The organism is Streptomyces sp. NPDC039462 (genome assembly GCF_055639375.1).
In genome coordinates this window covers 45,928-60,705 of sequence record NZ_JBVKAO010000001.1, presented here as the reverse complement: position 1 = coordinate 60,705, position 14,778 = coordinate 45,928, and the positions used below count along the sequence as shown (strand labels likewise).

At 71.1% G+C, this 14,778-nt stretch carries 13 protein-coding genes; 3 read left to right on the top strand and 10 right to left on the bottom strand.

Annotation, left to right across the window (positions count from 1 at the left end; translation table 11 throughout):
* Positions 1 to 55 precede the first annotated feature (55 nt).
* The 6 genes from hflX to miaA form a co-directional block, all read right to left on the bottom strand.
* Positions 56 to 1,546 (bottom strand): GTPase HflX, encoded by a 1,491-nt coding sequence (gene hflX / locus ACZ7LU_RS00250; RefSeq protein ID WP_398305017.1) that lies wholly within the window; start codon positions 1,544 to 1,546, stop codon positions 56 to 58.
* A 194-nt stretch (positions 1,547 to 1,740) separates the two neighbouring features.
* Positions 1,741 to 3,225, bottom strand: coding sequence for a M1 family metallopeptidase (locus ACZ7LU_RS00245; RefSeq protein WP_471915185.1), 1,485 nt, complete (start codon positions 3,223 to 3,225; stop codon positions 1,741 to 1,743).
* A 111-nt stretch (positions 3,226 to 3,336) separates the two neighbouring features.
* Positions 3,337 to 5,475 (bottom strand): RelA/SpoT family protein, encoded by a 2,139-nt coding sequence (locus ACZ7LU_RS00240; RefSeq protein ID WP_468085071.1) that lies wholly within the window; start codon positions 5,473 to 5,475, stop codon positions 3,337 to 3,339.
* A gap of 142 nt (positions 5,476 to 5,617) precedes the next feature.
* Entirely contained in the window at positions 5,618 to 6,496 is an 879-nt protein-coding gene (gene dapF, locus ACZ7LU_RS00235; protein ID WP_398305008.1) for a diaminopimelate epimerase, read from the bottom strand.
* Between the two features lie 73 nt (positions 6,497 to 6,569).
* Positions 6,570 to 7,031 (bottom strand): hypothetical protein, encoded by a 462-nt coding sequence (locus ACZ7LU_RS00230; protein WP_398306013.1) that lies wholly within the window; start codon positions 7,029 to 7,031, stop codon positions 6,570 to 6,572.
* A gap of 107 nt (positions 7,032 to 7,138) precedes the next feature.
* The gene (miaA, locus tag ACZ7LU_RS00225; protein WP_398305005.1) at positions 7,139 to 8,077 is read right to left on the bottom strand and encodes a tRNA (adenosine(37)-N6)-dimethylallyltransferase MiaA; all 939 of its coding nucleotides are present in this window, start codon (positions 8,075 to 8,077) and stop codon (positions 7,139 to 7,141) included.
* A gap of 182 nt (positions 8,078 to 8,259) precedes the next feature.
* Here miaA and ACZ7LU_RS00220 point away from each other — a divergent pair, with 182 nt between their 5' ends.
* Together ACZ7LU_RS00220 and ACZ7LU_RS00215 are read left to right on the top strand one after the other, a co-directional pair.
* Positions 8,260 to 8,547, top strand: coding sequence for a hypothetical protein (locus tag ACZ7LU_RS00220; protein WP_471915184.1), 288 nt, complete (start codon positions 8,260 to 8,262; stop codon positions 8,545 to 8,547).
* A 24-nt stretch (positions 8,548 to 8,571) separates the two neighbouring features.
* On the top strand, positions 8,572 to 8,847 hold the full coding sequence (locus ACZ7LU_RS00215) for an antitoxin (protein ID WP_471915183.1): 276 nt from the start codon (positions 8,572 to 8,574) through the stop codon (positions 8,845 to 8,847).
* Positions 8,848 to 9,077: 230 nt separating this feature from the next.
* Here the strand turns inward: ACZ7LU_RS00215 and ACZ7LU_RS00210 are convergent, their stop codons facing one another.
* Together ACZ7LU_RS00210 and miaB are read right to left on the bottom strand one after the other, a co-directional pair.
* Positions 9,078 to 9,803: a class III extradiol dioxygenase subunit B-like domain-containing protein gene (locus ACZ7LU_RS00210; protein ID WP_471915182.1), complete on the bottom strand. Its 726-nt coding sequence runs from the start codon at positions 9,801 to 9,803 to the stop codon at positions 9,078 to 9,080.
* 47 nt (positions 9,804 to 9,850) lie between these two features.
* Positions 9,851 to 11,341, bottom strand: a complete 1,491-nt coding sequence (miaB, locus tag ACZ7LU_RS00205) for a tRNA (N6-isopentenyl adenosine(37)-C2)-methylthiotransferase MiaB (RefSeq protein WP_398304994.1) — start codon at positions 11,339 to 11,341, stop codon at positions 9,851 to 9,853.
* A 137-nt stretch (positions 11,342 to 11,478) separates the two neighbouring features.
* Here miaB and ACZ7LU_RS00200 point away from each other — a divergent pair, with 137 nt between their 5' ends.
* Positions 11,479 to 12,474 carry a TAXI family TRAP transporter solute-binding subunit gene (locus ACZ7LU_RS00200; protein WP_471915181.1) on the top strand — a complete coding sequence of 332 codons (996 nt, stop codon included), beginning with the start codon at positions 11,479 to 11,481 and terminating at the stop codon, positions 12,472 to 12,474.
* Positions 12,475 to 12,510: 36 nt separating this feature from the next.
* Here ACZ7LU_RS00200 and ACZ7LU_RS00195 read toward each other — a convergent pair whose 3' ends face one another.
* Entirely contained in the window at positions 12,511 to 13,926 is a 1,416-nt protein-coding gene (locus ACZ7LU_RS00195; RefSeq protein ID WP_468305763.1) for a sensor histidine kinase, read from the bottom strand.
* Positions 13,927 to 13,942: 16 nt separating this feature from the next.
* Complete coding sequence (locus ACZ7LU_RS00190; protein WP_398304985.1) at positions 13,943 to 14,632, bottom strand: response regulator transcription factor; 690 nt, start codon at positions 14,630 to 14,632, stop codon at positions 13,943 to 13,945.
* Positions 14,633 to 14,778 lie beyond the last annotated feature (146 nt).

The following is a 14,778-nucleotide window of genomic DNA, read 5'->3' as shown; positions in this document are numbered from 1 at the left end:
CCCTACGAAAGGGGGCGGGCCTTCGCCACGTGCGCTACCGGGTCAGGCGCTCGGCTCAGTGCGCGGCGAGCACATACGGAGCGAGCTCCGCGGCCAGCTCCTCGTGCACCTGGGCCTTGAGCAGCGTGCCCTCGCCGGTGTGCTCCTCGGAGAGCACCTCGCCCTCGGCGTGCGCCCGCGAGACGAGCTGGCCGTGGGTGTACGGAACGAGGGCCTCGATGTCGACCTCGGGGCGCGGCAACTCGGTGTCGATGAGCGCGAGCAGCTCCTCGATTCCGGCACCGGACCGCGCGGAGACCGCGATCGCGTGCTTCTCGTTGCGCAGCAGGCGCTGGAGGACCAGGGGGTCCGCCGCGTCCGCCTTGTTGATCACGACGATCTCGGGCACGTCGGTGGCGCCCACGTCGCGGATCACCTCGCGCACCGCGGCGAGCTGCTCCTCGGGCACCGGATGCGAACCGTCCACCACGTGCAGGATGAGGTCCGAGTCGCCGACCTCCTCCATCGTGGAGCGGAAGGCCTCCACGAGGTGGTGCGGCAGATGCCGCACGAACCCGACGGTGTCCGCCAGGGTGTAGACCCGGCCGCTCGGCGTCTCGGCCCGGCGCACGGTGGGGTCGAGGGTGGCGAACAGCGCGTTCTCCACCAGTACGCCCGCGCCTGTGAGGCGGTTGAGCAGCGAGGACTTGCCCGCGTTCGTATAGCCGGCGATCGCTACCGAGGGCACCTTGTTGCGCCGGCGCTCCTGCCGCTTGATGTCGCGGCCCGTCTTCATCTCCGCGATCTCCCGGCGCATCTTCGCCATCTTCTCGCGGATCCGTCGCCGGTCCGTCTCGATCTTGGTCTCACCGGGTCCACGGGTGGCCATGCCGCCACCGCCGCCGCCACCCATCTGACGGGAGAGCGACTGACCCCAGCCGCGGAGCCTCGGCAGCATGTACTGCATCTGCGCGAGGGCGACCTGCGCCTTGCCCTCTCGGGACTTGGCGTGCTGGGCGAAGATGTCGAGGATCAGGGCGGTCCTGTCGACCACCTTGACCTTGACAACGTCTTCGAGGTGGATCAGCTGGCCGGGGCTCAGCTCACCGTCGCAGACGACGGTGTCGGCTCCGGTCTCGAGCACGATGTCGCGCAGCTCCAGGGCCTTGCCGGAGCCGATGTACGTCGCGGGGTCGGGCTTGTCGCGGCGCTGGACGACGCCGTCGAGCACGAGCGCGCCCGCCGTCTCGGCGAGGGCGGCCAGCTCGGCGAGGGAGTTCTCCGCATCCTGGACCGTTCCCGAAGTCCACACTCCGACGAGCACGACTCGCTCCAGGCGGAGCTGTCGGTACTCGACTTCGGTGACGTCCTCGAGCTCGGTGGAGAGGCCCGCGACGCGGCGCAGAGCCGCGCGCTCGGAGCGGTCGAGCTGTTCGCCGTCCCGCTCTCCGTCGATCTCGTGGCTCCAGGCGACGTCCTCTTCCATCAGGGCATCGGCCCGAAGACCTTCGGGGTAGTTCTGCGCGAAGCTCTGTGCGTCCTGGGAAGGGGAAGAAGAGGAGGTCATTTGGTCCTTACGTCGATTCGTCGATGGGAAAGGCGACGGATGCGGGATCCGTCACAGTCGACAACGCCCGGCGTGGTCCGGAGATTCCCGGAACCGGCCGATGGTGCCCTGAGATGTCCCCGAGGGGATGTCCCTGACGGGCGTGCCGTCGACCCGATGATGGTTGCACGGCACGGCCCGTCTCGTCATCCGGGTTATTTCCCGGTTTTCCACTCCGGATGCCCCGGCATCGGCGGCGTCTTCTCGCCGTAGAGCCAGCCGTCGAAGAATCCGCCGAGATCACGCCCGGCCACCTGGGACGCGAGCCGCACGAAGTCGGCGGTCTCGGCGTTGCCGTCGTGGTGGATGCGGACCCACTCCCGCTCCAAGCGGTCGAAGGCCTCGTGGCCGATCTCCTGGCGCAGGGCGTAGAGCACCAGGGCACTGCCGTCGTAGACGACGGGACGGAAGATGCTGATCTTCTGTCCGGGCGCGGGCGCCTTCGGCCTGGCCGGGGGCCCGCCGGCCGCGCGCCACCGGTCCGAATGGCGGTAGGCGTTCCGCATCCGGTCGGCCAGCGGCCGATCCGCCTTCTCCTCGGCGAAGAGAGCCTCGTACCAGGTGGCGTGGCCTTCGTTGAGCCAGAGGTCCGACCACGACTTCGGGCTGACACTGTCGCCGAACCACTGGTGTGCCAGCTCGTGCACCATGATCGCGTCGACGTACCACTCCGGGTACTCGGGACGGGTGAAGATGTCTCTCTCGAAGAGAGAGAGTGTCTGCGTCTCGAGTTCGAAGCCGGTCCTCGCGTCGGCGACCAGGATCCCGTACACCTCGAAGGGGTAGCGGCCGACCTTCTGCTCCATCCAGCCGATCTGGCCGGGCGTCTTCTTCAGCCAGCGCTCCAGGACCTTGCGGTCCTTGGTGGGCACCACGTCGCGTACCGGAAGGCCGTGCGGCCCCTCCCGGTGCACCAGGGTGGAACGCCCGATCGACACCTGGGCCAGCTCGGTCGCCATGGGGTGGTGGGAGCGGTACGCCCAGGTGGTGGCGGCGCCGTTCCGGGTCGTGCCGGCCGGGAGGCCGTTGGCGACAGCGGTGAGCCCCTGGGGCGCGGTGATCCGGAAGGTGAATTCCGCCTTGTCCGCGGGATGGTCGTTGCAGGGGAAGACCCGGTGAGCGGCGTCCGCCTGGTTGGCCATGGCCAGTCCGTCGCCGGTGCGCAGCCAGCCGCCCTCGGTGCCCTTCGCGGGCACCGGGTCACTGGTGTGCCGGACGGTGATCATCATCCGGTCGCCGCGCCCGACCGACGTGGTCGGCGTCACGACCAGGTCCTCGCCGCTGCTTTCGAAGTTTGCGCGCTCGCCGTTCATCTCGACGGAGCGCACTGTGCCGTGCGCGAAGTCGAGGTTCACGCGCTCCAGGTGGTCGGTCGCGCGGGCGTAGATCTTGGTGACGGCGTCCAGTGGCTTGCGGTTGTCACCGTGATAGGCGAAGGCGATGTCGTACGTCTCGACGTCGTATCCGGGGTTGCCCAGGTGCGGGAAGAGCCGGTCGCCGATGCCGAGCGGGGTGGCCGGTGACGGTGCGCCGGCCGCGAGGAGCGCGGTGGACGCGGCCGCGGCGATCAGGGCGGCGGCGATGCGGGGGGTACGGAGGGCCTTCGGCCGGGAGGCCGTGGTCCGAGGGGTGAGCAGCATGAACCACCGCTATCAGCGCGCGTCTTGTCAGCACGTGACGGCGCGCGCCGAGCCACTCGAACGGGTCGCCCGGTGCGCCCCTCCGACCAGGACACCGTGAGGGCGGGCTCTTCAGTGAGCGGCGGCCGCCGGATGCTGGGCGCGGCTCACGTCGTACACCCCGGGTACCGCGCGCATCGCGCGCATCAGCCCTGGCAGGTGGGCGGCGTCGGGGAGTTGCAGGGTGTACGTGTGGCGCACGCGCTGTTGGGTCGGCGGCTCCACGGTCGCCGAGATGATCGCCACTCCTTCGAGGGCGATCGCTTCGGTGAGGTCGGCGAGGAGGTGCGCCCGGCCGAACGATTCGGCGATCAGGGTGACGCGGCACTCGGCGGTGTCTCCCCAGCGCACGCCGACCTCCGCGCGCCCCGCTTCCTTCATGCGCTCCACTCCGGGGCAGCCGGTGCGGTGGACGGTCACGACTCCCCCGCGGACGGCGAAGGCGGTGATGTCGTCGGGCGGCACCGGCGTACAACAGCCGGCGAGGCGCACGCTGGCGCCCTCGCGGTCCACGACGGCGTTCGCGGCGGCCGGCCGCAGGACTCCGGCCGGCTCCGGCTTGGGCACGGGTGCCGGGGCCTGCTGGGGCGGTCGCTGCACCGAGGGGGTGGGCGCGGGCGCCGGGTGTGTGGTGAGCCAGCGCCTGATGGCGATCCGCGCGGCGGGCGTGCGCGCGTGGTCCAGCCACTCGCGGGACGGCCCGGAGGTGAGGTCCTGGCCCATGAGCAGCTGCACGGTGTCGCCGTCCCGCAGGACGGTGCTGAGCGTCGCCAGACGGCCGTTGACGCGGGCGCCGATGCAGGCGTGCGCGTCCTCGCCGTACTGGGCGTACGCGGCGTCCACGCAGCTGGCGCCCGCGGGCAGGCCGAGCGTGCCGCCGTCGGGCCGGAAGACGGCGATCTCGCGGTCTTGGGCGAGGTCCTCGCGCAGCGTCGACCAGAACGTGTCGGGGTCGGGGGCGGCCTGCTGCCAGTCGAGGAGCCGGGAGAGCCAGCCGGGCCTGGTCGGGTCCACGCGCTCGTCGTCGGCGCCGTCGGACGGCTCCTCCGAAGGAGGAGCGTAGGGATTGCGGAGGGCGACGACGCCCGCTTCGGCGACCTGGTGCATCTGATGGGTGCGGATGAGGACTTCGGCGACCTCTCCGTCGGCCCGGGTCACGGCGGTGTGCAGTGATTGGTAGAGGTTGAACTTCGGTACGGCGATGAAGTCCTTGAACTCCGAGACGACCGGTGTGAAGCAGGTGTGCAGCTCTCCCAGGACTCCGTAGCAGTCGGCGTCCTCGTTCACGAGGACGAGGAGACGGCCGAAGTCGGAGGCGCGCAGTTCGCCGCGCTTGCGGTGCACGCGGTGCACGGAGACGGAGTGCCGGGGCCTGATGAGCACTTCGGCCGTGATGCCCGCGTCGCGCAGCACGCCGCGCACCTCGCCCGCGATGTCCCCGAGGGGGTCGTCCGCGCTCGCCTCATTGGCGGCGATCATGGCCTTGACCTGCGCGCACTCCTCCGGATGGAGGATCGCGAAGACGAGGTCCTCCAGCTCCGTCTTGAGTGCCTGCACACCGAGGCGCTCGGCGAGCGGGATGAGCACGTCCCGGGTGACCTTGGCGATGCGGGCCTGTTTCTCGGGGCGCATGACACCGAGGGTGCGCATGTTGTGCAGCCGGTCGGCGAGCTTGATCGACATGACGCGTACGTCGTTGCCAGTGGCGACGAGCATCTTGCGGAACGTCTCGGGCTCGGCCGCCGCTCCGTAGTCGACCTTTTCCAGCTTCGTGACGCCGTCGACCAGATAGCAGACGTCGTCGCCGAACTCGGCGCGCACCTGGTCGAGCGTCACGTCCGTGTCCTCGACCGTGTCGTGGAGCAGGGAGGCGGTCAGGGTCGTGATCTCCGCGCCGAGCTGGGCGAGGATCAGGGTCACCGCGAGCGGGTGGGTGATGTACGGCTCGCCGCTCTTGCGGGTCTGGCCGCGGTGCGAGGACTCGGCGAGGACGTAGGCGCGGCGGAGGGGCTCCAGGTCCGCGTCCGGGTAGTGGCCGCGGTGGGCCTCCGCCACATGGCCGATCGCGTCGGGGAGACGGTCCCGGGTGCCGGATCCGAGGAGGGCGGCGCGACCGAGCCTGCGCAGGTCAAGACGGGCGCGGCCGCGCCTGCGCTGGACCCCTGACGCGACGGGGCCGGGCGTGGCCGGATTCGTGGCCTCCGCACTCATGAGCACCTCCGGCTGCTTCGACCGGCGGTGATCGGACGGTGGCGTACTCCGTCCGGGCCGGTGCTTGATGCTACCGAGCCCATCACGCGGTGCTGACCGCCTCTCGCCGAGCGTGAAACGGATCACCCATTCGAGCGACACTTCATGAGGTTGCCGTTTCGATCCATTCGGGCATGATCTCGCCCTCGGCGAGGATCACGGCGCCGCCCGTCATCTCGATCTCGCCGTCGGGCCGCTCGGTGATCACCAGGCGCCCGCCGGGCAGGTCGACGGTGTACGTGACCGGGGCGCCGGTCACGGCGGGGTCCAGGCCGTCCTTGCGGGCCGCGGCGACGGCCACGGCGCAGGCGCCCGTGCCGCAGGAGCGGGTCTCGCCCGCGCCGCGCTCGTGCACCCGCATGGCGACGTGGCGCGGGCCGCGGGGGACGACGAATTCCACGTTCGCCCCGTCCGGGTAGGCGGAGGCGGGGCTGAGGGGCGGCGGGTCGTAGAGGTTGCCCGCTTCGGAGAGGTCGTCGATGAAGGCGACCGCGTGCGGGTTGCCCATGTTCACGTTGAGAGCGGGCCAGCGGTGGTCGCCGGCCGAGACGGTGACGTCCCCTTCGGGGAGCAGCGCCTTGCCCATCCCGACGGTGATGTCGCCGCCGGACTCGGCCTTGGCGATGTGCACGGTCTTCACGCCGCCGCGGGTGGCCACCGCGAGGTCACCCTCGCCGACATACCCCGCGTGCTGCAGGTACCGGGCGAAGACGCGCACTCCATTGCCGCACATCTCGGCGATGGACCCGTCGCCGTTGCGGTAGTCCATGAACCACTCGGCGCGGTCCGCCAGGTGGCGCGCCTCGGGGTGGGCGGCGGAGCGCACGACGTGCAGGAGGCCGTCCCCGCCGATGCCCGCGCGGCGGTCGCAGAGGGCGGCCACTGCGGTGGGGGGCAGGTCGACGGTGTTGTCGGGGTCGGGGATGATCACGAAGTCGTTCTCGGTCCCGTGCCCCTTGAGGAAGGCGATCCGCGTGCTCATTCCTCGATCGTACGGGGTGGGTACGACACCCGATCACGCGGTGCGGTACGGGTGGGCCCCACAGGGAGCGACCTCAGCGGAGTCTGGCCACCCGCCACACAGCGAGGACCACGGCGCCGAGGAACAGCAGGGCGTACCCGGAGACGACCCGCCAGTCCGGGCGGCGTCCGGAGCCGCGCTCGGGCAGCCCGGGCCAGGTGTGCCCCACGCGGCGGGCGGCCATCATGCCCCAGCCGGCGGCGCAGCAGCTGAGCAGCAGCCCGAGCATGGCGACGACGGCGCCGCCGTCGCCGAACTCGAAGGCGAGCGGGAACGCGAACATCAGGGAGCCGACCGCGGCCAGGATCACGATGGGCGCGAGCTGCCAGACGCGCAGCCGGGGCTGCGGGCGCAGCTCGACCTCGACCTCGGGTTCCTGGGACATCTCGTCCGGGTCGGGGCCGTCGTCCGTCACGCTGTCCCGGGTCTCGTCGGGACCGTCGGGACTCAACTGCTCCCCGCCGTCATGTGCGGTGTCACGAGGGCCGGCCTCCATCGCCACGCGCCCTCCCACTTCGGACTTCACCGGTCGATCGATGGTCGATGATGGCACGGCGTCAGGTGCCGGGATGACCGCCGGAGCGTCCCGATGCCATCACGTGATCAGGCTGTGACCGGTCGTTCGACCAACGCCAGTGCGCGGGCCGGGAGTTCCTCGCGGTCGGCCACCGCCCCACTGAGCCAATGCACCCGCGGGTCGCGGCGGAACCACGAGTCCTGGCGGCGCGCGAAGCGCTTGGTGGCGCGGACCGTTTCGGCGCGCGCCTCGTCCTCCGTGCACTCTCCCGCGAGCGCCGCGAGCACCTGCTGGTAACCGAGCGCGCGGGACGCCGTACGCCCCTCCCGCAGCCCTTCGGTCTCCAGCGCGCGCACCTCGTCGACCAGGCCCCGGTCCCACATGCGGTCCACGCGCGTGGCGATGCGTTCGTCGAGTTCGGGGCGTGCCACGTCGACGCCGATCTGGACGGTGTCGTACACGGAGTCGTGGCCGGGGAGGTTGGCGGTGAAGGGCTTGCCCGTGATCTCTATGACCTCCAGGGCGCGGACGATCCGGCGGCCGTTGCTGGGCAGGATCGCCCGGGCCGCCTCGGGGTCGGCGGCGGCGAGGCGGGCGTGCAGCGCTCCGGAGCCGCGCAGCGTGAGCTCCTCCTCCAGGCGGGCCCGCACGGCGGGGTCGGTGCCGGGGAACTCCAGGTGGTCCACCGCTCCCCTGACGTAGAGGCCGGAGCCGCCGACGAGGATCGGCCAGCGCCCTTCGGCGAGGAGACGGTCGATCTCGGCACGGGCCAGCTTCTGGTACTCGGCGACACTGGCCGCCTCGGTGACGTCCCAGATGTCGAGGAGGTGGTGGGGCACACCGCCGCGCTCGTCGGGCGTCAGCTTGGCGGTGCCGATATCCATCCCTCGGTAGAGCTGCATCGAGTCGGCGTTGACGATTTCGCCGCCGAGACGCTGGGCGAGGAAAACGCCCAGATCGGACTTTCCTGCCGCGGTCGGACCGACGACGGCGATGACCCGCGGGGCGGGGGCTGCACTACTCACCGCCCCAGTCTCGCAAACGCCGGGCCTCCTTCCCGAACGAGCGACGTGACGGCACGGCTCCGAGGTCGTTGCCTGTTGCGAGGTTCCGGCCGCCGGTTTCGAGGACCGATCACCCGGGCGACGCAATGAGACGCACCGGGCGGGGCGGGATTTCGCCCACACGAGTAACGTATGGAGTAGATATGGGCGTTTTTGCACGGTTCCGTCGGAAGGCCAAGGACGGCGAAGAGGCCTCGACGGCCGAGGCGGCTGCCGGAACGGTGTCGGCTGAGCCGGAGGCGGCCGCGGAGCCCTCCGAGGCCGAAGCCGATGCGAAGCCCGCTGCCGAGGCCGACAAGGACGCCGAGGGCGTTGCCGAGGACAAGTCCGACGCCGCCGATGGGGCCGACGCGGACGGCGTGGACATCCCGAAGCAGCAGTCCGCGGAGAAGGCCGCCGACAACGAGGCCGGTGAGAGCGCCCGCAAGTAGCTCCCGGCGAGGGAAGGTGGACCCATGGGCTTCCTGGACCGACTGAAAGACAAGCTCGCCCCTGCGAAGGACAAGGTCTCGCACCTCGCGCAGCAGCACGGGGACAAGATCGACCAGGGCCTGGACAAGGCCGCGAAGGTGGTCGACGAGAAGACCAAGGGCAAGTACAGCGACAAGATCCGGACGGGTACGGGAAAGGCCAAGGACGCCGTCGACCGCCTCGTCGGGCCGGACCAGGGCAGGGACGCGGGCGGCGGCACCACCCCGCCGACGCCTCCGTCACCCCCTCCGGCTTCCTGAACCGCAGCGGCGGACGGCCGCGGAGCACCCGCTTCGCGGCCGCCTCCGCACGTCCTGACGCCCCCGCGCGCCCTGACGCCTCCGCCCGCCCTGAGGCCTCCGCAGACCCTGAGGCCCCCGCACGCCATGACGATGGCGACGCCGTGCGTGACTGCTACGGCGCGCGTGCCGGGCCCCGCTGCGCACCCGGTTCCGGCGACGCGCCCCTGGGAGCGCCCCCGGAAGCCCCGCTACGACCAGGCAGCCACCACGTACCCCACGCCGTACGGCGCGTCCTCATAGAGCAGCTCACCACTCAGCGCCGCCCCGTCCGCCGCACCGGCGAGCACCTGCCACGGCGCACGGCCCGCCGCCTTCAGCTCGGCCGCGAGACCCGCGTCCAGCGCCTTCAGCGCCGCGATGTCGGCCGCGCCGAGCGCACGCCCCACCTCCGCGTCGAAACCGGCCGCACGCTCGTCGAGGTACCCCGGCGCCTTCAGGGTGCGGCACGCGCTCGCGTCGCCCATCACCAGCAGTGCCACCCGGTCCGCCCGGGCCCCGATTTCCCCTCCGAGTTGAATACACCGCTCGGCGGCAAGTGGTTCCCACACGCCGAGGCCTTCCACCGGAGCGGTCGACCACGACGTGCGTTCGAGCAGCCAGGCGGCCACGGCGAGCGACGGCGGAAGCTCACGCGGCCCGGCTTCGTCCGGCGTCTGCCGGGGCGCCGGTCCGAGACGTACGTCGACGTCCACCCCGAACCCCCGGAAGGACCCGCGCGCGCCCTGCGCATACGTCCCGCGCCCGCTCTGCCCGGTCGGGCCGACCACGAGGAGCCGGTCGGGCCGCGCGGCGGCGAGCACTCCGATGGCGTCCGAGCACGCCGCGCGCGCGACGTCCAGTTCGGGAGCGGCGCCCGCGGCGACCTCGGGTACGAGCAGCGGCGGAGAAGGGCAGACGGCTGCGGCGACAAGCATGATCCGCAGCGTAACGCGCCTCTCGGAGGCAGTAGATACCGAAGCGGTCAGTCGCAGCCGCAGCCACTGCCGGTCGCGACCGGGAGTGGCTCGGGAGCACCGATCTTCGGCAGACCCAGCATCACTCCGGCCGGCTTCGCGGCCGCCTCGGCGTTCCGCTTCTCCCAGGCGTCGCCCGCGCGCGTGGGACGCACGTTCAGCACGGCGCCCTCCGCCAGCAGGTGGTGCGGCGCGGCGTAGGTGATCTCGACGGTCACGACGTCACCGGGGCGCACCTCGGTGTCCGGCTTGGTGAAGTGGACCAGGCGGTTGTCGGGGGCGCGGCCGGACAGGCGGTGCGTGGCGCCGTCCTTGCGGCCCTCGCCCTCGGCGACCATCAGGTCCAGGGTGCGGCCGACCTGCTTCTTGTTCTCCTCCCAGGAGATCTCCTCCTGGAGGGCCACCAGACGCTCGTAGCGCGACTGGACGACCTCCTTGGGGATCTGCCCCTCCATGGTCGCCGCCGGGGTCCCGGGACGCTTGGAGTACTGGAAGGTGAAGGCGCTGCCGAAGCGGGCCTCGCGGACCACGTGCATCGTCTGCTCGAAGTCCTCCTCGGTCTCGCCCGGGAAGCCCACGATGATGTCGGTGGAGATCGCCGCGTCCGGCATGGCGGCGCGGACCTTCTCGATGATGCCCAGGAAACGATCCTGCCGGTACGAGCGGCGCATCGCCTTGAGGATCCGGTCCGAGCCGGACTGCAGCGGCATGTGGAGCTGCGGCATCACGTTCGGCGTCTCGGCCATGGCGGCGATCACGTCGTCCGTGAAGTCGCGCGGGTGCGGGGAGGTGAAGCGCACGCGCTCCAGGCCCTCGATCTTCCCGCAGGCGCGCAGCAGCTTGCTGAAGGCCTCGCGGTCGCCGATGTCCGAGCCGTACGCGTTCACGTTCTGCCCGAGGAGGGTGATCTCGGAGACGCCCTCGGCGACGAGGGCCTCGATCTCGGCGAGGATGTCGCCGGTCCTGCGGTCCTTCTCCTTGCCGCGCAGCGCGGGCACGATGCAGAAGGTGCAGGTGTTGTTGCAGCCGACGGAGATGGAGACCCAGGCCGCGTACGCGCTCTCGCGGCGGGTCGGCAGCGTCGACGGAAAGGCTTCGAGGGACTCGGCGATCTCGACCTGCGCCTCTTCCTGGACGCGGGCGCGCTCCAGGAGGACCGGCAGCTTGCCGATGTTGTGCGTGCCGAAGACGACGTCGACCCAGGGCGCCCTCTTGACGATGGTGTCGCGGTCCTTCTGGGCCAGGCAGCCGCCGACGGCGATCTGCATCCCCGGACGCTTGGTCTTCATCGGCGCCAGGCGGCCGAGATTGCCGTACAGACGGTTGTCGGCGTTCTCGCGCACGGCGCACGTGTTGAAGACGACGACGTCGGCATCGCCGTCCGCCCCTTCGGGCGCACGTTCGTAGCCGGCGTCCTCCAGGAGGCCCGACAGCCGCTCGGAGTCATGGACGTTCATCTGGCACCCGTAGGTGCGCACCTCGTAAGTCTTCGCGCTCATCTCGCCCCCCAGGGTACGGGGTCGCCACGCGCGCGTGCCCCGGATTCCGACCAGGGCGCCGGGAAGCGGGCTCCGGAGTGGTGCGGTGTGACCTCGCCCCTGGTCATCACGGTGACCGGGCTGGCAGGATCGCGCGCATGCTCAAGGCACTCCCCCACATCAGCAGGCGCCGCGCCCTGCAAGGTTCGGCCGCGGCCCTCGTGGTGTTCGGGCTGCTGTTGTGGTGGCTGGTGCCCATGGGCGAGGACTCCCCGAGCGGACGGATGACGTTCAGTACGGGCGTGAAGAAGGGTGTGTACGAGCGGTACGGCAAGCTCCTGCGGACGGCGATCTCGGAGGACATGCCGAACGTCGACGTGGAGCTCCTCAACAGCGAGGGTTCGCAGCAGAACGTCGCGCGGGTGGCCACCGGGAAGGCCGACTTCACCATCGCGGCTGCCGACGCCGTCGAGACGTACCGTCTGAACGCCGAGCCGGGCTGGTACCGGCTGCGGGGCTGCGCACGGCTGTACGACGACTATGTGCAGCTCGTGGTGGCCCGGTCCTCGAAGATCGACACGGTCGCGGACCTGCGGAACAAGCGTGTGGCGGTGGGACAGGAGCACTCCGGGGTGCGGCTGATAGCCGACCGGGTGCTCGACGCCGGCGGTCTGGATCCGGTGAGGGACGTCAAGCCGGTGTCCGCCGGGATCGACACGATGCCCGACCTCCTGAAGAGCGGCTCCATCGACGCCTTCTTCTGGTCGGGCGGGCTCCCGACCAGCTCCGTGCGCGCGCTCTCGAACGAGATGGACATCAAGCTCGTGAAGCTCGGCTACCTCGTCGACTCGCTGCACAAGCAGGGGGGCGCCTCGCGCTACTACCGGGCCGCGACGATGCCGGCCGACGCCTATCCCGAGGCGCAGCTGGGTTCCGCCGTGCCGACGCTGGCCGTGGCGAACCTCCTGGTGACCACGGACCGGGCCGATTCCGAACTGACCGAGCGGCTGACCCGCACCGTCATCGACAGCCGCGACCACATCGGCGACGAGGTGCACGCGGCACAACTGGTGGATCTGCGCACCGCCCTGTTCACGGACCCGCTGCCGCTGCACCAGGGGGCGCGCCGCTACTACCGCTCGGTCAAGCCCTGAGCCGTCGTGAGGCGGGTTCCCGCCGTCATGTGCGGCCTACGGCTGCCGGAGGGGCTCGCCGCGCGGGACGCTGACCGTCACCTTCAGTCCGTGCGGTTCGTGGTGTGCGTACGAGATGGAGCCGCCGCCCGCCGAAAGCAGGGCCCGTGAGATGGACAGGCCGAGCCCCGAGCCCTTCACGTTCTGGTGGCGGTTGCTGCGCCAGAAGCGGTCGCCGACGCGGGCGAGCTCGTCCTCCGTGAGGCCGGGGCCGCCGTCGGTGACCACGACGGTCGTCGTCGCGTCGCAGGCGGAGACCGCCACATGGACCGGCCCGCCCTCGGGTGTGAACTTCAGGGCGTTGTCGATCACCGCGTCCAGGGCACTGGAGAGGGCGACCGGGTCGGCCCAGCCGGTGGTGGCCGGGCAGTCGCCCGTCAGCCGCACGCCCCGCTGGTCGGCGAGCGGTCGCCAAGAGGCGACGCGCTCGGCGGCCAGCTCCCCGATGTCGGTGAGGCTCAGGTCGGCCGCGACGTGTTCGGCGAGGGCCAGGTCGAGCAGGTCGTCGAGGACCTGGGCCAGGCGCTTGCCCTCGGTGCGGACCGAGGCGATCTCTTCATTGCCCTCGGGCAGTTCGAGGGCGAGGAGCTCGATGCGGAGCAGGAGGGCCGAGAGCGGGTTGCGCAGCTGGTGGGAGGCGTCGGCGACGAAGGCGCGCTGCTGCTCCAGGACGTCCTGGACGTTGTCGGCCATCTCGTTGAACGACCGGGCGAGGCGTCTGAGTTCCGGCGGCCCGCCGGCCGGCGCGACCCGGGACTTGAGGCGCCCTGTCGCTATGTCGTGCGTGGTCGCGTCCAGGATGCGCACCGGGCGCAGCACCCAGCCGGTGAGCCGCAGCGCCGCGCCGACCGCGAGGAGCATGGCCGCCGACTCGCCGGCGCCGATGAGCAGCCAGCCGTGCAGTGTCTGCGAACGCATGCGTCCGGTCGGCGAGTCCGTGACGACGACGGCGATGACGTCGCCGTCCTTGATCACCGGGGAGGCGACGGCCAGCCGTCCCCGCTGCCAGGGCCACACCTGCTCGGGGTCGTGGCTGCCTCGGGAGCGGAGCGCTTCTTCGAAGGCGTCCCGCAGGGCTCCGCGGCGGGGCAGGAACCAGTCGTTCGGGGACTGGGCCATGGCGCCGTCGTCGCGGTAGAAGACGCCCGCGCGGATGCCGTACACGTCGTGGTAGTCGTCGAGTTCCTTCTGGAGGGTCTCGCGGCGCTCGTCCGTGCTGCCCATTTCGAGCGGCCCTGTGGGGCGTTTGGTGACGAACTGCGCGAGTGAGGCGAAGCGGGCCGTGTCGTCGATCCGGTCGACGACCACCTTCTGCTGCTGGGCTGCGGCGACGCTGACGGCGAGCGGAAAGCCGAGCGCGAGCAGGACGCCCGCCATCAGGATGATCAGCAGCGGGAGGAGGCGAGAGCGCACCTGTCCTCGCTCTTGGCTAGGCGGCCGGGGCGACGAGGCGGTAGCCCACGCCGCGCACGGTCTCGATCAGGGCCGGCATGTGCAGCTTGGAGCGCAGGGAGGCCACGTGCACCTCCAGAGTGCGGCCCGTCCCTTCCCAACTGGTGCGCCACACTTCGCTGATGATCTGTTCCCGGCGGAACACCACTCCGGGGCGCTGGGCGAGGAGAGCGAGCAAGTCGAACTCCTTGCGGGTCAGTTGGACAACCGAACCGTCCACGCTTACCTGCCGGGTGGGAAGTTCGATGCGTACGGGTCCCAGCCGCAGGTCGCTGTCGCCGGGGGTCGATGCCTCGGCGGGGGCGGGGCGCCGGATGACCGCGTGGATACGGGCGATGAGCTCCCCGGTGTCGTACGGCTTCACTACGTAGTCATCGGCTCCGAGGTTGAGGCCGTGGATCCGGGAGCGTACGTCGGAGCGCGCCGTCACCATGATCACCGGAATCGAGCCGCGCTTGCGGATCTTGCCGCACACCTCGTAGCCGTCCTGGTCGGGTAGGCCCAGGTCGAGAAGGACCACTCCGAAGGGAGGCGTTTCCGCGGGCAGCAGGGCCTGCAGGGCCTCCTCGCCGCTGCGGGCGTGCACGACGTCGAAGCCGTGCCGGGCCAGGATCGCGGAAAGGGCGGCGGCCACATGATCGTCATCCTCGACGAGAAGCAGTCGCATGAGGGCCCCCTCCAGTTCATCGGTCGTTCCGTTGTGGCCGGTAATCGTGTGTGGCCGGTAGTCGTGGCCGGTGGTGGCGCGAGCGCCCCAAGGCATCCACGCCGATGGATAAGGACCGCGTCAAGAGGGTTCAGGGCGTCGGCACG

Excerpts from the sequence above, each read along its gene's own strand:
- dapF (WP_398305008.1), bottom strand. The coding sequence starts at position 6,496 with ATGAGCACGCGGATCGCCTTCCTCAAGGGGCACGGGACCGAGAACGAC.
- ACZ7LU_RS00245 (WP_471915185.1), bottom strand. The coding sequence starts at position 3,225 with ATGCTGCTCACCCCTCGGACCACGGCCTCCCGGCCGAAGGCCCTCCGT.
- ACZ7LU_RS00230 (WP_398306013.1), bottom strand. The coding sequence starts at position 7,031 with ATGGAGGCCGGCCCTCGTGACACCGCACATGACGGCGGGGAGCAGTTG.
- ACZ7LU_RS00215 (WP_471915183.1), top strand. The coding sequence starts at position 8,572 with ATGGGCTTCCTGGACCGACTGAAAGACAAGCTCGCCCCTGCGAAGGAC.
- ACZ7LU_RS00210 (WP_471915182.1), bottom strand. The coding sequence starts at position 9,803 with ATGCTTGTCGCCGCAGCCGTCTGCCCTTCTCCGCCGCTGCTCGTACCC.
- ACZ7LU_RS00190 (WP_398304985.1), bottom strand. The coding sequence starts at position 14,632 with ATGCGACTGCTTCTCGTCGAGGATGACGATCATGTGGCCGCCGCCCTT.
- ACZ7LU_RS00240 (WP_468085071.1), bottom strand. The coding sequence starts at position 5,475 with ATGAGTGCGGAGGCCACGAATCCGGCCACGCCCGGCCCCGTCGCGTCA.
- miaB (WP_398304994.1), bottom strand. The coding sequence starts at position 11,341 with ATGAGCGCGAAGACTTACGAGGTGCGCACCTACGGGTGCCAGATGAAC.
- ACZ7LU_RS00200 (WP_471915181.1), top strand. The coding sequence starts at position 11,479 with ATGCTCAAGGCACTCCCCCACATCAGCAGGCGCCGCGCCCTGCAAGGT.
- hflX (WP_398305017.1), bottom strand. The coding sequence starts at position 1,546 with ATGACCTCCTCTTCTTCCCCTTCCCAGGACGCACAGAGCTTCGCGCAG.
- ACZ7LU_RS00220 (WP_471915184.1), top strand. The coding sequence starts at position 8,260 with ATGGGCGTTTTTGCACGGTTCCGTCGGAAGGCCAAGGACGGCGAAGAG.